Below are 14,655 nucleotides of genomic sequence, written 5' to 3' on the forward strand. Positions count from 1 at the left end.
CTTGCCTCCGCCCCGCGCCGGCGGCAAAATCGGCCTTCGCCCGGCAGGCAGGTTTCTACGGCAGTTGCAGGCTAACCAACCAGGCTGAAGCGTTCCGCCTTCGCCCCGCAGATCGGACAATTCTCCGGCGGGTTCCCAAACTCGATGTGGCCGCATACCGGACACAGATAGAAGTTCAGTTCGGTCAGGTCCTTGCCCTCGGCCACCGCTTGCAGCGCCAGCTTGTAAAGCTCCGCGTGAACCGCTTCGGCCTTCATCGCGAAACCGAACATGATCCGCGCGCGATGGTTGTCCTTCAGCGCCTGCTCCAGCATCGGCGGGTACATCGTCGTGAACTCGTACGTCTCGCCTTCAATGGCCGCCTGCAGGTTGTCCTTCGTCGTCCCTACGCCGTCCAGGCTCCGCAGGTGCCCTTCCGCATGAATCCGCTCAGCCTCCGCGGCAGTCCGGAACAGCTTCGCCACATTCGGAAATCCATCGGTCTCCGCCCGCTTCGCAAATGCGCGGTACTTCTGGTGCGCCTGGCTCTCGCCGGAGAATGCTTCCTTTAAGTTGTCAGTAGTGCTGCTCATCGTGAATACCGTCCTTATGAAATCAATGAGCATGAAACCTGCAACGCTCAACCGTGGGGCGCAGGTGGCATGCCGGCTTGAGCATATCACGCGCAAATAGGTTGAATCAGGCCCGTAAATCTGTATTATGGATTGCCCTTGCCCTGCGGCTAAATCTCGCCGGCTACGAGTAGAACTCCTTGCGGTGCTGCTCGGCGTACATCTTCATCCGCGCGGCCACCTCGGGATACAGCCCAATCACGTTGGCCGTCTCGAAGGGGTCTTTCTCCATGTCAAACAAAGACAGCTCGATGGACGCCTGGCGGAATCTGCCCGGCTTGCCGTCGTTGCCGGCTTCGACCAGTGTTCGATAGGTATGCGGCACGTGCAGCTTCCAGTGCCCGTCGCCGCTGATCACTCCCTCGAAATTGGGCCCGGTGCAGAACGCATAGTAGTCGTGTGGATTCCTGGCGCCCGGCTTGTCCACGATGAGGTCCCACACGTTCCGGCCGTCGATGGGGTTCTTCGGCAGCGGCGCGCCAGCCAGTCCGGCGAATGTGGGCAGCAGGTCAATTGAGCCGAATGCCCTCGATGAGGCCGACCCGGCCGCGATCCGGCCCGGATAGCGCATGATGCACGCACTCCGCGTACCGCCATCGAAGCCCGTGCCTTTGGCCTCCCGGAATGGAGTCGCGCCCGCATGGTTGCCGTATGACGTCCATGGACCGTTGTCCGAGGTCATGACGACCAGCGTGTTCTCCTCGACCCCGCTCTGGCGCAGCGCCTTCGTGATCTCACCCACAGACCAGTCGATCTCCATCATCACGTCGCCATACACGCCCGCCCCTGATTTGCCCTTGAACTTTTCGCTGCGGAAAAGCGGCACGTGCGGCATCGAGTGCGGCACGTAGAGAAAGAATGGATTGGCCTTGCTGCGCTGGATGAAGTCGACCGCGTGCTCTGTGTACCACGTCGTCAGCATCGGCTGGTGCTCCGGTGTCACCCGCGGGATCTTCAACTGGCCGTTCTCCCAGAACTGCAACGGGAAGTTGGCATAGGCCTTCGGATTCTCCGGGTGAAACTCCCACATGTCGTTGGAGTACATCAGTCCGCAGGACTCGTCGAAGCCCCGCGCCGGCGGACGGGTCTCCGGCTGGTCTCCAACGTGCCATTTGCCGAAGACCGCCGTCCGGTAGTTCCTCGCCTGCAACACCTGCCCCATGGTGGCGAAGCCCGGGTCCAGCCCGCGCGCCCCCGGGCCATGCGCGCCGAACACCTTGGTCCGGCCGGGATAGCATCCGCTCAACAGCGCCGACCGCGACGCGGAACACACCGCCTGCGGCACATAGAAGTTATTGAAGCGGCAACCCTCGCTCGCCAGCCGCTCGACATTCGGAGTCGGATAGTTGGGATGCCCGAAAGGCTTGAAGTCGGCCCAGCCTGAATCGTCCAGGAAGATGAGAACGATGTTGGGGGTGCTCGCGGCGCGCGCCACCTGTGAGAGGCCCAGCGAGGCCATGCCGGCGAAGGCCGATTTGTGGAGGAAGTCTCTTCGGTTCATCTGGTGCCGCCTCAGAATATCAGGCGGTCGGGTGCGGGGTGAAGGCTCCCCGAGGTATGCTTTACAGTCAGGTTGCTTCAGGCGGGAGGACGTCTGAAGCCCACTCTTCGAAAGCAGACCAGCCGACGCGTGAAGACGCTGTACATCGCGTTCGACATTTTTCCCCGCGCCAAGGGATCTTCGAGCCACATCGCCTCGATGGTCACCGCGCTCGAGCGGACCTTTGGCTCCGTCGAACTCATCTGCCTCGGCACGCCCGAGATGCCCGCCTACCAGCAGGAAGGCGCAATCGGGATCCATCGCTTCCGGCAACTCCATCGCGACCTGCTCGCCCGCGCTACGGCCTTCGCCCAGTTCGTGGCTGACCGCGTCAGGAAGCTGCGCGGACAGCTCAGCCTGGCCGTCTTCCGCGATCCCTGGGGCGGCTATCCGCTGCTGCGGGCCCACCCCGGCTGCCCGGTGATCTTCGAAGTGAACGCCCTGCCGACCTGGGAACTCGGCTACTCCCGTCCCGCCCTGGCGTCCAATTCCGCGCTGCGCGCCAAGTTGGGCGACATGGAGCGCCGGTGCCTGCGCGAGGCCGCCCGCGTGCTCTGTGTGTCGTCTGTCACGCGCGATGCCCTGGCCGGGCTGGGCGTCGACCGGGCGAAGATCGATGTCATCCCGAACGAGGCCCGCCAGGTGTTCTTCACGCCGCCCGCCGGACCCTCGCCCATCCCCGCGCTCGACTCGGGTAAATGGTTCGCCTACATCGGCAGCCTGCAGTCCTGGCAAGGGGTGGAGGCGCTGATCGATGCCTTCGCGCTGGCCGCGCCCGATTGCGAGGACGGCCGACTGCTGATTCTTCACGGAGGCCAGGCGCGCTTGGCGCGGCCCATCGAACGCGCCGTGGCCCGGCGCCAGTTGACCGAGCGGGTCCTGCTGCATCCGCCCCTGGAGCCGGAAGGTGTCTCCGCGGTGCTGCAGCGCGTACGCTTTACTGTGGTGCCCCTGGCCGATACACCGCGCAACACCGTGCAGGGCTGCTGTCCGGTGAAGATGATAGAATCCATGGCCGCTGCCGCGCCGGTGATCGCGTCCGACCTGGCGGTCTGCCGGGAGTGGCTGCAGGATGGCCGGGAAGGACTGCTGGCCGCGCCGGGCGGCGCCAGGGAGTGGGCACTGGCGATCCGCAGGCTAATGGGGGACGAGCCCTTGCGCCAATCCCTCAGCCAGGGTGCACGCCAGCGCGCCGAGACGAGTTTTTCGCCGCCGGTAATCCAGCGGCAACTGGAACACGGGTTTCTGACCGCAGCAGGAGGAAGCAATCGATGACTGAGGCACCGCCGGCCGTGGCGCGCGGCCGATTCAAGGGGTTTTCCCCGGAGGCGCTGGCTGCCATCCAGACACGGACGATCACTGGTTCCTGGGAGCTGCGCAAGCTCCAGAAGTTGATGACGGAGCTCTCCCACTTCGACGAAGTGAACGACGCGGCCATCAAGAAGGCCAAGACCCGCATGATCGTGTGCATCGTCGCGGCGGTGATCAGCTTCTTCGTGGCGTTCTTCATCATGGGGTTCACCGAGTCGTGGTGGGCCTTCCTGCTGCCGGTGGGGGTGACCGCCACCGCCGTGTACTTTGGCATGACCCATTCGCGGCTCAAGAAGGCTGACCTCATCAACGACTTCCGGTTGTGCCTGCAGCCCGGACTGCGGGACGTGGCCCAGGATCTCGATCCGGCGAAGAAGATCCGCGTCCGCATGGACCTCGCCGGCCCGGTCGAAAGCAAGCAGAAGTCGAAGCAGAACGTGCCTCCGGGGCGCTTCATCAAAGTGACGGAAACCATCTTTCAGGACCCGTGGTGCGAGGTCCGGCTGCCTCTGGTGGATGGCAGCACGGCGCTGTTGGAGTTCGACGTCGAGTGGACCAAGATCGAGCGGCAGCGCCGCAATGGCCGCGGCAAAGTGAAATCCAAGACAAAGTGGCGGAAAAAGTGCTCCGCGTCGGCGACCCTGCTGCCGCCCGCGCCGGCCAGCTGGAACGAGGCTACATTGCGGGCCCGCCTGGACCCGCGGAAGGAGAAGGCGCAGTTGCTGGAGAAAGACGGTGTGACCGGCGCAAGACTGGAACGGCACTGGTTGTTCAAAGGGGCGGATGATCCACCGCCCGAGGCGCCGCCCGCGCGGGAAGTGGTGGGCATGCTGCTGCGGCTCTATGCCGCCATGGGCCGCGGCGGCGAGGCTGCCAAATGAGCTGCCAGGCACATGTTGGACTGCTCGTCCTGCGCTCCTGCGGCCAGCCCGCGATGGGCGCCTGTTCCAGTTGCGGGATGGCATTGTGCGGGATGCACCTGGGTGCCGGCACCTGTCCCACCTGTATGCTGACCCGTGGGAATCCGGAGGAGAATGACCTCACCCGCGAGGCGGCCACGCGCAATCAGTACTACGACACCTACGGCGGGCGCACGCAGTATGGCGACTCGGAGTACTTCAATGAAGGTGATCGCGAGTCACTGCATCCTGCCGCCGCCGCGGGCTTCGTCGCTACCGGCGGGGACTCAGACGAGTACGATCCGTTTGAAACATAATGGACCGGCTGCTCTGGGTTACTGAACACTACCCCCCGGTGAAGGGCGGTATGGCCGTGAGCTGTGCCCGCATTGTGCGCGGCCTGCGGCGGCACGGGATTGTGGTGGATCTGCTCGCCCTGGGCGGCGCGCGCGAACCGGTGGAAGTCCGCCCCACCGACGGGGGCGCTGACATGCGGGTCCGCCGCGACCGGTCGCCTGAAGTCGCTCCCAACCTGGCGTGGAGCCTGGTGCGCGAGCGCCACCTGGCCGAGCCCTACTCCGCCATCGTGGGCTTCGGCGCATCAAAGGCCGGATTCGTCGCGACGACTTTCGGCGCCTGGTTGGGCGTGCCCGGCATCGTCATGGTGCGCGGCAACGACCTGGACCGCGACTGGTTCCTCCCTCGCCGTGGCGGCTGGGTGCGGGAAGCGCTGTCGCGGGCGGCGGCGATCGGCACGGTCTCGACCGAGAAAGCTGAGCGCATCGAGCGGCTCTACCCCGGCAAGACAGTCATGTGGACGCCGAACGGTGTCGATTCGAAGCGCTGGGAACTGCTGGCGGCGGATGAGCGCAGGCGGGACGAGGTCCGTTCGCTGCTCGACGCGGGCCGCCGCCGCGTCTGCGGGCTCTTCGGTGAGCTCAAGTACAAGAAGCGGATCCCCTTCTGGCTGGAAGCCGTGCGGGATGCCGGGCTGCTCTCGCGGATCTCCCTGCTGGTCGCCGGGCAGCTCGACGAGGACACCACCCGCATCCTGGACGATCCGGCCATCGCGCCGCGCAGCCTGCGCCTGCCGTTCCTGCCCCAGGCGGAACTGCCGGCCTTGTATGCAGCCTGCGATTTCGTGGCGATTCCCTCGGCCTTTGAAGGCATGCCCAACGTGCTGCTGGAAGCAGCGGCCTGCGGAGCGGTACCCCTGGTCTCCGATGCCGGGGCCATGCGCGATGTCGTCGAGGACGGCGTCACCGGCTTCGTCTTTCGCGCCGAAAACCGCGATGCCGCCGGGGCAGCTACGCGGCGGGCCCTGGCCTTGACGGACGAAGAACTGGCCGGGATGTCAGCCGCTGTGCGCGCCCGGATCCAGGCGCGCTTCTCACCGGAGCTTGAGATCGACATCATCCTGGACCTCATCCACCGGGCCGCCCCGTGAACGGGCCGTCCGTCCTCTACTGCGCACCTGGGTCGGGACTGGGCCACCTGAACCGGGCGCTGGCGGTATGCCTGGAACTGCAGGCCCTCGGGGTGAGCGTCCGGATCGTGACGAACTCCCCGTTCGCCGCGGGCCTGGCCCCACTGGCACGGTGCCCCATCACTCGGATCCCGGCCGACCGCTGGCCGTCTGGCGTGAGGGAGTTCGCCGCCGCCGTCCGGCCTGAGGTGATGGTGTGTGACACCTTCCCGAGGGGCATGCGCGGCGAATGGTCGCAAGGGTTGCCGGCACCCGCCGTCTACATCGCGCGGCGATTGAATCCGGAGGCCACTGCCCGGTTTCTCGGAGAGCCCGGCTGGCAGGCTGGGATTATCCAGGTTGTCGTAGCCGAGGAGCTGACGGAGGAGCACGAGGCGGCCCTGGTTGCCAGCCAGGTTCCGCTGGTGCGTTTGCCGGGCCGGATCCGACTCCGCCCGGGCTTGTTGCCGACCACGATTCCGCCGGAACTCGATGGGCTGCTCGGCAGCGGGCGTTGCTGCCTGGTGGTCCATGGCGGACCGGTCGAAGAGCTGACCCAACTGGCCGGGTTGGCTCGTGATCATGGCCAGCCGGTGGCTATCACCCCGTGGGATGTTGCGCTGGAGGGGGTACGGTGTTTTGAATACTATCCGGCCGGCAATCTGATGGCGCGGGCCGCGCATGTGGTGACCGGGGCAGGGTACAACGCCATGGCGGATATGATGTTCTCGCGCGACCGGCACACGGCCCTGGCGTTCCCGCGGCGCTTCGATGACCAGGCGGGGCGGCTGGCGGAGTGGAAGCCGGCCAGCCAGGACGGAACCAGGGAGGCCGCGCTGGCGATCGCCTCAACTCTTCGCCGTTAGTTCAGCTTCAGCGTGCCGACGGCCGTCATGCCCGGCCGGATCAGGGTGGAGGGGCTGGAAAACTCGATGACCACCTTGCCGTTTTCCACCGACTTGACCGTAGCAGGCAGGCCATTGCCGGGCAATTCGGCCACCTGAACCGAGGCCGGCTGGCCGGCCTTCAACCGCTTCAGGATGGGTGGTTCCGGTTCCAGCACCAGTTCGAGTTGAGACAGGTCCGTGGCGATGGTAATGAGGTCCGGGGTGCCCTTCTGCACCTCTTCCCCGGCCGACTTGGCGATGGAGATGACGAGCCCGTCGACGGGAGCCAGCAGGTCTGATGACGAGAGGTTCGACTTGGCGGCATCGAGATTCTGCACTTTTTCGGCCAGGGTCTTCTTGGCCAGGTCGATGTCCTTGATCAGGCCCTGGACCCGGTCCTGCAGGGTATTGGAAAGAGCCTGGAGCGTGTCGGATTCCTTCTTGGCGGCCTCGAAGTCCTGCTGCGCCTTGAGATAGGTATTGCGAGGCGTGGCGCCCTCTGTGTTCAGCATCTGCTGGCGCTGGAAGTTGCGCTCGGCCCGCTGGAACTCGATGCGCGCCCGGGAGGAGTCAGCGGCGGCGCGTGAATCCTCCAGGCGAGCGGCGATCAACTGGCTCTCCGCCTCGTTGACCCTGGCCTGGGCACGCTCCACTTCGAGCTCTGCTTCGTGCGCCGTGTCTTTCAATGTTTCGTTGGAGATGCGCCCCAGGATCTGGCCCTCAAAGACTTCGTCACCGGGCTTCACGGGGAACTCCTCGGCGACGCCGTCGAGCGGAGCCGGCACGAGCACCAGGTTCACGGCCCGGATGGACCCGGTGAGGTGAACTTCGCTACCCGGCGGCAGGACCGGAGTTGCCACAACCTGCACAGGTTTAGCCGGTTTTTGACGCAAGTAGTAGGTGAGAGCGCCGCCGCCGGCAGCGAGGAAGAGTGTTCCGCCGGCGAACAGAAGCCATTTGCCACGCATACTTTATGATAGGCGAGGGTGGGCGGCCGGGCGTAACACGTATGGGGTAGGTGCCTTTTGGGGTCGATTTTTGATAAAGTGTGGCTCTTGGGTAGGAGGCCGCATGTCTGCGATTCGCCTTGGCGACGATATTGACGATTACTGCGTCAAGTGCAAAAGGATGACAAACCACTCCATCCTTTCACTGGTTGATTCCGAACCCGCGAAAGTTCGTTGCCGCACGTGTTACAACGAGGGTCCGTACCGGAGGGGGGAGATTCCACCTTCGAAGAAAGACCTGAAGAAGGCCGCTCTTTTCAACGAAGTACTGGGCACAATTCCCGGTGCGACGCCGGCCGAAGCCGACGATAAGGCCAAGAAGCCCGAGTAGCCGGCTGCCCTGAAACCAATCCCGCTAATTGCCGGAATCGACCGGCGGGTTTCGCATTTCCTTCTTAAGTTCCTCGACCAATTCATCGCGGCGGGTGGAGTCCAGCTCATGCTCCAGACGGCGCAGGGCGGCCCCGACCACGTCGCGGTGGTGCAGGTTCGAGCCAAACCCTTCGCGTGAGGTGAGGCGCAGCCAGATTTCGTGCAGGCGGTCGACATCCTCTGGCCAGAGCCGGGGCGGGTGGGGGCCGAGGTTGACGTAGGTGGACTGCCGGTCCTGGGCGATGATCTCGAGGGAGAAGGGATGCCGCGGTTCCGGCAACTGCTCCCAGGCCAAGCCGATGCGGCGGGCCAGTTCCTCACTGGCCATGGTATGCGAGACGCCGGTGACGAGCCGCGAGGCCTTCAGGTTCTGGGCGGCCTGCACCATGGCTACAAATGGGTCGGTTGCGGGCACCACCAGCAGGTCGACGGGTTTGCCTTCTTTCTCGGCCAGGGTCACAACCCGGGAGAAGAGTTCCTGTTCGTAGGAGCTGAAGATCTGGTCCTCGGACAGCCCGTACTCGCCCGCTCCGGTGGAGATGGGCCGGACGGTGGCCACCACAATGTCGTGCCGGCGCAGGTTGGTCTTTTCCAGGACGCGCCGCAGGTGCTCCATGTTGTAGGGGTCGCGGACGGCGACCAGCACGCAGCCGGGGCGCGCGTGCATGCTGGTGGTGCCGATCTGGGGCTGGTGGTCCAGATTGAACTCTTCCAGCCCTTTGACGTCCGTGGAGGACTTGCGCCGCTTCGCATTCAGATGTTCGCTGAGGGTAAACACCAGGAACAGCACGATGGTGAAGCTGACACCGTAGATGGTAGCGATCTTCTTGGTGAACAGGTTCGCGATGGCCACCAGGAACAGGGCCATGGTGGTGATGCCCAAGCCGATTGGAATCTCCAACTTGCCGAAGTGCAGGTTGAGGGGCATCTTGTATTCCTGATCATGCCGCTGGAAGCGAAGGGCGAGGACGCCCATGCCTTTGAGGGCGAAGCTCCACACTACGCCGAAGGCGTAGGCCTCACCCAGCAGATAGACATCGCCGCGCGAGAAGACGATGGTGGCGAGCTGGGCGATGGTGATCATGCCCACGATGCGCGAGGTGGTGCCGTAGGTCTTATGAGGTTTGCGGAACCAGGGGACCAGCACGCCATCCTCGGCCACGCGGTTAAGGACGCCGTTGGCACCGATGATGGACGTATTCACCGCGCCTGACAGGATGAGGGCGCCGACAATCACGACAAAGATGTGGAAGCCGAGTTTCAGGATCTCCGGCCCGGCGAGGCTCATGGCCAGGCCGCCGATGAGGTTGTCGTAGTATTTCGACCGCACCGCGTCCGGGATGATCATGACGGCGAAGAGCGAGACCAGGCCAGTGGACATCAGCGCGTAGATGCACACGATGTTGGCCGTGATCTTCAGGTTCTTCATCTTCGGGTAGGCGATTTCGCGGTAGATCTGCGCGAGGGTCTCAAAACCGCTCATGGCGAGCAGCGAGTGGCCGAAGGCGATCAGCATGGCGGCGGCCCAGATGGAGGGCCACATGGTGCCATGGAGCCAGCCGAGGGAATGCGGCTCGAAGGTGAGGTTCTTCAGCGTCGGGGCCGGCGGCAGTTGAACATTGTCCTGGTACAGCAGGGTGATGGGGCACCAGATGAGGAGAATGACCACCATGACGGTGGTGATCTGCATGATGCGCAGCGCTTTGCTGGAGGACTCGTGGATACCTTTGACGTTCTGCCACCAGAAGTAGATGGTGACGACGACACCGAAGACCGCGGAGAAGTAGTTTGGGTTGACCCGGACCGAGGAGTGGGCGAACTCCGAGAGTTCGTTCAAGAGACGTCCGAGGTACTGCCCGGCTGATACTGACGATATTGGTCCGGTTAGGATGTAGTCGACGACGAGTGCGGAGACGGAGAGCTTGGCCATGCGCGGGCCGATGGAGTCGCGGACGACGACATAGACGCCGCCGCGGACGAACATGCCGCAGCTTTCCATGTAGATGCTGCGCACGGCAAAGCCGAAGAACATCACACCGAGGACGAACCAGGGGGCGGACTTGCCGATGGCCTGTTCCGTGATGCCGCCAACATAGAACATGGTGGAGGCTAAGTCACTGAGAACAATGGAGGCGCCGCGCCAGAAGGAGATGAAGGACAGTGCTACGGTAGTGGCGACTACAACTTTGGTCGTTGCGCCAGGCCGGTCGAAAGTATCAGCCATGGGTAATGAAATCGTGCTCTAGTGAACTATTCTACGATCAAACAGAGATGCCGGACCTGCTAACCAGATTGTCGAAGGAGGTAGCGGCGCGGCTGCATGGCGCCGGCCGACAGGTTTACTACGTGGGCGGCAGCGTGCGGGACGAACTACTTGGCGTCGAAGTACACGATCGCGATCTTACCACCGATGCCACTCCCACCGAGCTGAAAGTGCTGTTCCCGGGCGCCCTTGAGGTGGGTGCGCACTTCGGTGTGATGCTCATCCGGAGAGACGGCGTTGAAGTCCAGGTGGCCACCTTCCGGACGGAGAGCAGCTACCGGAACGGCCGGCATCCGGAAGAAGTTCGATTTGAGAGGGACGTTGTGGCGGACCTGTGCCGCCGGGATTTCACCATCAACGCGCTGCTGCAGGAGCCGCTGACGGGCAAGATCCTGGATCCCCTGGGCGGCATGGCCGATCTGCGGGCCGGGGTGATTCGCGCGATAGGCGATGCGGCCGAGCGGTTCCAGGAAGATCACCTGCGGATGCTGCGGGCGGTGCGTTTCGCGGCGCGGCTGGGGTTCGAGATCGAGCCCGGCACGATGGTGGCGATCCGGATGCTGGCTGGGCAGATCCACCGCATTTCCGCCGAGCGGATCCGGGATGAACTCATCAGGATTCTGACGGAAGGTGGGGCGCGGCGGGGTTTTGAACTGCTGGATTCGAGCGGGCTGCTGCTGGAGATCCTGCCTGAAGTGGCAGCGATGAAGGGCGTCCAACAGCCGCCGCAGTTCCATCCGGAAGGCGACGTGTGGATTCATACGCTGGGCCTGTTGGAGCGAATGGGCCAGCCGCCGGTTGAGCTGGCGCTGGGGTGCCTGCTGCACGACGTAGGCAAGCCGCCGACCCAGACGTTTGAGGATCGAATCCGGTTCAACGGGCACGACCATGTGGGGGCGGCGATGACGCGCCGCATTCTGTCGCGGCTGCGCTTCCCGTCAGAGGTGATTGAGGCGGTGGAGCAGATGGTGGACCAGCACATGAAGTTCAAGGACGCCGGGCGGATGGGCGCGGGCGCCTTCAAGCGCTTTGTGCGGCAGCCGGGGTTCGATCAACTGCTGGAACTGCACCGTCTGGACATCCTGGCCAGCGGGGGCGGATTGCGGAGCTATGAGGCGGTGAAGGAGCGGTATGCCGAGCTGCCGGAGGACGTGTTGCGGCCTCCTCCGCTGATTACGGGCAGGGATCTGATTGAGTTGGGCTACCAGCCCGGCCCGGCGATGGGGACGATTCTGCGGGCGGTGGAGGAGCAGCAACTGGAAGGTGAACTGGCCAGCAAAGAGGAAGCGCTCGCCTATGTCAAACGATTTTGGGCGCCAGCAGCCACTTGAGGACGCCGTGCGGCCTGGGCCCGGCGCTGACAACGTCGATGCGCATGAGGGCGCCCTTTTTGTAGTCGATCTCGAGTGCGGGAGCGCCGAGCAGGAAGGCCGCCAGCCGGCCGCACAGAGGCTCGTGCGAAGCGCACAGGATCTGCGGGTGATCGCGGTGCAGGCGCATCTCTTCCCAGGCAGCGACAGGATCGGCATCGGGCGTAAGGGCCTGCGTCTGGAGAACGTCGCCGGCGAAGTTGAGGGCTTTGGAGGCGATCTGCGCCGTCTGCATGGCTCGCTTGTAAGGACTGGTGAGGATGAGAGTTGGAGCCACGCCGGAATCGAACGCCCGTTTGAGAGAGGCCTGCAGCTTTCTGCGGCCTTCTAGGGTGAGCGCACGATCGGAGTCCCGCTGACCGGCTACGGGATCCTCAGCAATGCCATGGCGGAGGATGTAGATCTGCATCGAACTCTTCTGAATGTCATTGTGTCACACTGAGTTGCGTCGCACATGAAGCCAGATTTCCAGCGAATTGCATACTGGGCCGCGCTGGGGGCGGCCACATCCTGCGCCGTCTCGATCGCCGCCTGGCAGGTGTTGTTGGGCCTCGCGTTGGCTGCGATGCTGGTGGGCCGCCTGCCGTGGCGGGCGCCCAGGTACTGGCAGGCGCTGGCGGTCTTCGCCGTCTGGACACTGCTCTCGCTGGCGCTGAGCGATGCTCCGCGTTCCGGCCTGCCGCAGGTGAAGAAGTTCTACGCCTGGCTGACCCTGTTCGTCGTGTTTTCCGCGTTGTGCAAAGTAAAGGACGTCTACTGCCTGGCGGTGGCCTGGCTGGCCGGGGGCACGCTCTCGGCGATCGATGGGTTGCGGCAATTCGGAATGAAGTGGTCGAAGGCGTCGGCGGCCGGCAAGGACTTCTATACCGCCTATGTGGCTGATCGCATCACTGGCTTCAACAGCCACTGGATGACCTTCAGCGGGCAGATGATGATTGTCCTGCTGCTGTGCCTGGCATTGTGGCTGTGGGGCCGCCCGGAGAAGCGGCTGCGCTGGGCGTTCGCACTGTGCCTGCCACTGGTGGCCTTGTCCCTGGTGCTGGCCTTCACGCGGGGGATGTGGATTGCGACCGGAGCGGGCGTGCTTTACCTGCTGTGGTACTGGAAGCGCTGGACGGTGGCGCTGGTGCCTGCGCTGGCCTTGGCGGCCTTTCTGCTGGGTCCCGCGGCGCTACGCGACCGGGTGATGTCGCTGGTAAAGCCGCATGGCCAGATGGACTCGAACGACCACCGCAAGTATGTCTTCTGGACGGGGCTGGAGATGATCAAGGCGCATCCCTGGTTCGGCCTGGGGCCGCAGCGCGTGGGGCCGCACTTTGTGGAGTATGTGCCTCCGGATTTGCCGAAGAGGCTGCCCGAAGGCTACTACGAGCATCTGCACAACATCTACATCCACTTCGCGGCCGAGCGCGGGTTGCCGGCGATGTTTGCGGTCATCTTCTTCTTCGTCGCGACGATGTGGGACTGGTTGCGGCAACTGCGGCGGGGCGCGGGTGACGCCGAATGGGTGCTGCGCGGCGGAGTGGCCATCCTGATTGGCGTGCTGGTGGGCGGCTGTTTCGAGTACAACCTGGGCGACAGCGAGGTCCTGGGGATGACTTTGGCGGCGGTGGGCGCGGTGAGTGGAGCGGTGCGGTCCGCGTCGAATTCCTGACAACGGTATCCTGATCAATAGGGGCGCGGCCCCAAGGGAGTCATGTCAGAGCCTCATATTCTTGTGATTGGCGGCGGAGCGGTGGGCCTGGCTTCCGCGGTCCGGATTCTGCAGCGGATGCCGGACGCCAAACTGACCCTGTTGGAGAAGGAAGAAGGCGTCGGGCGGCATCAGACGGGCAACAATTCGGGCGTGATGCACTGCGGGTTGGCCTACCGGCCGGGTACGGCCAAAGCGCGGCTGGCGGTGCGCGGCATCCGGCAATTGACGGAGTATTGCCAGGAGAAGTCGATCCGGCATGACGTGTGCGGCAAGCTGGTGGTGGCTTCGAGGGAAGAGCAGATTCCACGTTTGCAGAACCTGCTGGAGCGCGGCACGGCCAACGGGCTGCGCGGCCTGGAGATCCTGGATCCGCCACGCATGCGCGAGTTGGAGCCGCATGTGGGCGGGTTGGCCGGGCTGCACGTGCCGGAAGAAGGCATCGTCGATTATCCGCTGGTGTGTGAGACGCTGGCGGCGGACATACGGGCGCGGGGCGGGTCTGTCGAGTGCGGCGCCGGAGTGCAAGGGTTGACGTACCGGGGCGGGGAATGGATCGCCCGCACCGGACGGGGCGAGTTCAAAGGCGGGTACATCGTCAGTTGCGCGGGGCTGCAAGCGGATCGGGTAGCGAAGCTGGCGGGTGAACGGCCCGAGGTCAAGATCGTGCCGTTCCGCGGCGATTATTACAAGCTCAAGCCGGAGAAGGAGTACCTGGTCCGCAATCTGATCTATCCGGTGGCTGACCCGGCATTCCCGTTCCTGGGCGTGCATTTCACGAGGATGATCGCGGGTGGGATCGAGGCCGGGCCCAACGCCGTGCTTTCGCTGAAGCGGGAGGGCTATACGCGGACCTCCTTCGATTTGCGCGATGCGGCGGATGCCCTGTCGTTCATCGGACTGTGGCGTTTCCTGGGCAAACACTTCCGGATGTGTACGGCGGAGGTGCGGCGATCGTTCAGCAAGCAGCTCTTTTGCGCTTCGCTGCAGACGCTGGTGCCGGAGGTGCAGCCGGACGACCTGGTGGAAGCGGGCGCCGGAGTGCGCGCGCAAGCCATGAAGCCGGAAGGGTCGCTGGTGGAGGATTTCGAGATCATCGTGCGGCAGAACGCGGTGCATGTCCTGAATGCTCCGAGCCCGGCTGCGACTGCGAGCCTGGCCATTGGCGAGGAAGTGGCCGACCGGCTGTGTACGGTGGTGAAGCGGGGATAGCCCCGCGAAGGGCCATCCCCGGTTG

The 14,655-nt window shown here is 64.4% G+C and carries 14 protein-coding genes; 9 read left to right on the plus strand and 5 right to left on the minus strand.

The window, feature by feature from the left end; all coding sequences use genetic code 11:
• Positions 1-71 precede the first annotated feature (71 nt).
• On the minus strand, positions 72-572 hold the full coding sequence (locus ACR9Y2_RS35255) for a rubrerythrin family protein (RefSeq protein ID WP_435046595.1): 501 nt from the start codon (positions 570-572) through the stop codon (positions 72-74).
• 163 nt (positions 573-735) lie between these two features.
• Positions 736-2,112 carry a sulfatase-like hydrolase/transferase gene (locus ACR9Y2_RS35260; protein WP_435046596.1) on the minus strand — a complete coding sequence of 459 codons (1,377 nt, stop codon included), beginning with the start codon at positions 2,110-2,112 and terminating at the stop codon, positions 736-738.
• A gap of 129 nt (positions 2,113-2,241) precedes the next feature.
• Here ACR9Y2_RS35260 and ACR9Y2_RS35265 point away from each other — a divergent pair, with 129 nt between their 5' ends.
• From ACR9Y2_RS35265 to ACR9Y2_RS35285, 5 genes are read left to right on the plus strand one after another with little or no spacing between them, the layout of a single operon-like run.
• Entirely contained in the window at positions 2,242-3,426 is a 1,185-nt protein-coding gene (locus tag ACR9Y2_RS35265) for a glycosyltransferase family 4 protein (RefSeq protein ID WP_435046597.1), read from the plus strand.
• Entirely contained in the window at positions 3,423-4,343 is a 921-nt protein-coding gene (locus ACR9Y2_RS35270; RefSeq protein WP_435046598.1) for a hypothetical protein, read from the plus strand. The genes ACR9Y2_RS35265 and ACR9Y2_RS35270 overlap by 4 nt, the downstream gene beginning before the upstream one ends.
• Positions 4,340-4,678 carry a hypothetical protein gene (locus ACR9Y2_RS35275; protein WP_435046599.1) on the plus strand — a complete coding sequence of 113 codons (339 nt, stop codon included), beginning with the start codon at positions 4,340-4,342 and terminating at the stop codon, positions 4,676-4,678. Before ACR9Y2_RS35270 ends, ACR9Y2_RS35275 begins: the two co-directional genes overlap by 4 nt.
• Positions 4,678-5,808 (plus strand): glycosyltransferase, encoded by a 1,131-nt coding sequence (locus ACR9Y2_RS35280; protein ID WP_435046600.1) that lies wholly within the window; start codon positions 4,678-4,680, stop codon positions 5,806-5,808. The genes ACR9Y2_RS35275 and ACR9Y2_RS35280 overlap by 1 nt, the downstream gene beginning before the upstream one ends.
• Positions 5,805-6,692: a hypothetical protein gene (locus tag ACR9Y2_RS35285; RefSeq protein WP_435046601.1), complete on the plus strand. Its 888-nt coding sequence runs from the start codon at positions 5,805-5,807 to the stop codon at positions 6,690-6,692. The genes ACR9Y2_RS35280 and ACR9Y2_RS35285 overlap by 4 nt, the downstream gene beginning before the upstream one ends.
• Here the strand turns inward: ACR9Y2_RS35285 and ACR9Y2_RS35290 are convergent.
• Complete coding sequence (locus ACR9Y2_RS35290) at positions 6,689-7,681, minus strand: HlyD family secretion protein (protein ID WP_435046602.1); 993 nt, start codon at positions 7,679-7,681, stop codon at positions 6,689-6,691. The genes ACR9Y2_RS35285 and ACR9Y2_RS35290 overlap by 4 nt on opposite strands.
• Before the next feature lie 103 nt (positions 7,682-7,784).
• Here ACR9Y2_RS35290 and ACR9Y2_RS35295 point away from each other — a divergent pair, with 103 nt between their 5' ends.
• A complete protein-coding gene (locus ACR9Y2_RS35295; protein WP_435046603.1) occupies positions 7,785-8,051 on the plus strand; it encodes a hypothetical protein in 267 nt (88 codons plus the stop codon).
• A 24-nt stretch (positions 8,052-8,075) separates the two neighbouring features.
• On the opposite strand, the gene ACR9Y2_RS35300 is transcribed toward ACR9Y2_RS35295, so the two are convergent.
• Positions 8,076-10,316 carry an APC family permease gene (locus ACR9Y2_RS35300; RefSeq protein ID WP_435046604.1) on the minus strand — a complete coding sequence of 747 codons (2,241 nt, stop codon included), beginning with the start codon at positions 10,314-10,316 and terminating at the stop codon, positions 8,076-8,078.
• A 47-nt stretch (positions 10,317-10,363) separates the two neighbouring features.
• Here ACR9Y2_RS35300 and ACR9Y2_RS35305 point away from each other — a divergent pair, with 47 nt between their 5' ends.
• On the plus strand, positions 10,364-11,686 hold the full coding sequence (locus tag ACR9Y2_RS35305; protein ID WP_435046605.1) for a CCA tRNA nucleotidyltransferase: 1,323 nt from the start codon (positions 10,364-10,366) through the stop codon (positions 11,684-11,686).
• Here the strand turns inward: ACR9Y2_RS35305 and ACR9Y2_RS35310 are convergent.
• The gene (locus tag ACR9Y2_RS35310) at positions 11,655-12,134 is read right to left on the minus strand and encodes a SixA phosphatase family protein (protein WP_435046606.1); all 480 of its coding nucleotides are present in this window, start codon (positions 12,132-12,134) and stop codon (positions 11,655-11,657) included. The genes ACR9Y2_RS35305 and ACR9Y2_RS35310 overlap by 32 nt on opposite strands.
• Positions 12,135-12,179: 45 nt before the next feature.
• On the opposite strand from ACR9Y2_RS35310, the gene ACR9Y2_RS35315 reads away from it, so the two are divergent.
• The gene (locus ACR9Y2_RS35315) at positions 12,180-13,379 is read left to right on the plus strand and encodes an O-antigen ligase family protein (RefSeq protein WP_435046607.1); all 1,200 of its coding nucleotides are present in this window, start codon (positions 12,180-12,182) and stop codon (positions 13,377-13,379) included.
• Between the two features lie 42 nt (positions 13,380-13,421).
• The gene (lhgO, locus tag ACR9Y2_RS35320) at positions 13,422-14,630 is read left to right on the plus strand and encodes an L-2-hydroxyglutarate oxidase (RefSeq protein WP_435046608.1); all 1,209 of its coding nucleotides are present in this window, start codon (positions 13,422-13,424) and stop codon (positions 14,628-14,630) included.
• Positions 14,631-14,655: the final 25 nt, after the last annotated feature.

It is taken from the genome of Paludibaculum fermentans (assembly GCF_051172195.1).
Taxonomy (GTDB): Bacteria; Acidobacteriota; Terriglobia; order Bryobacterales; family Bryobacteraceae; genus Paludibaculum; species Paludibaculum fermentans_A.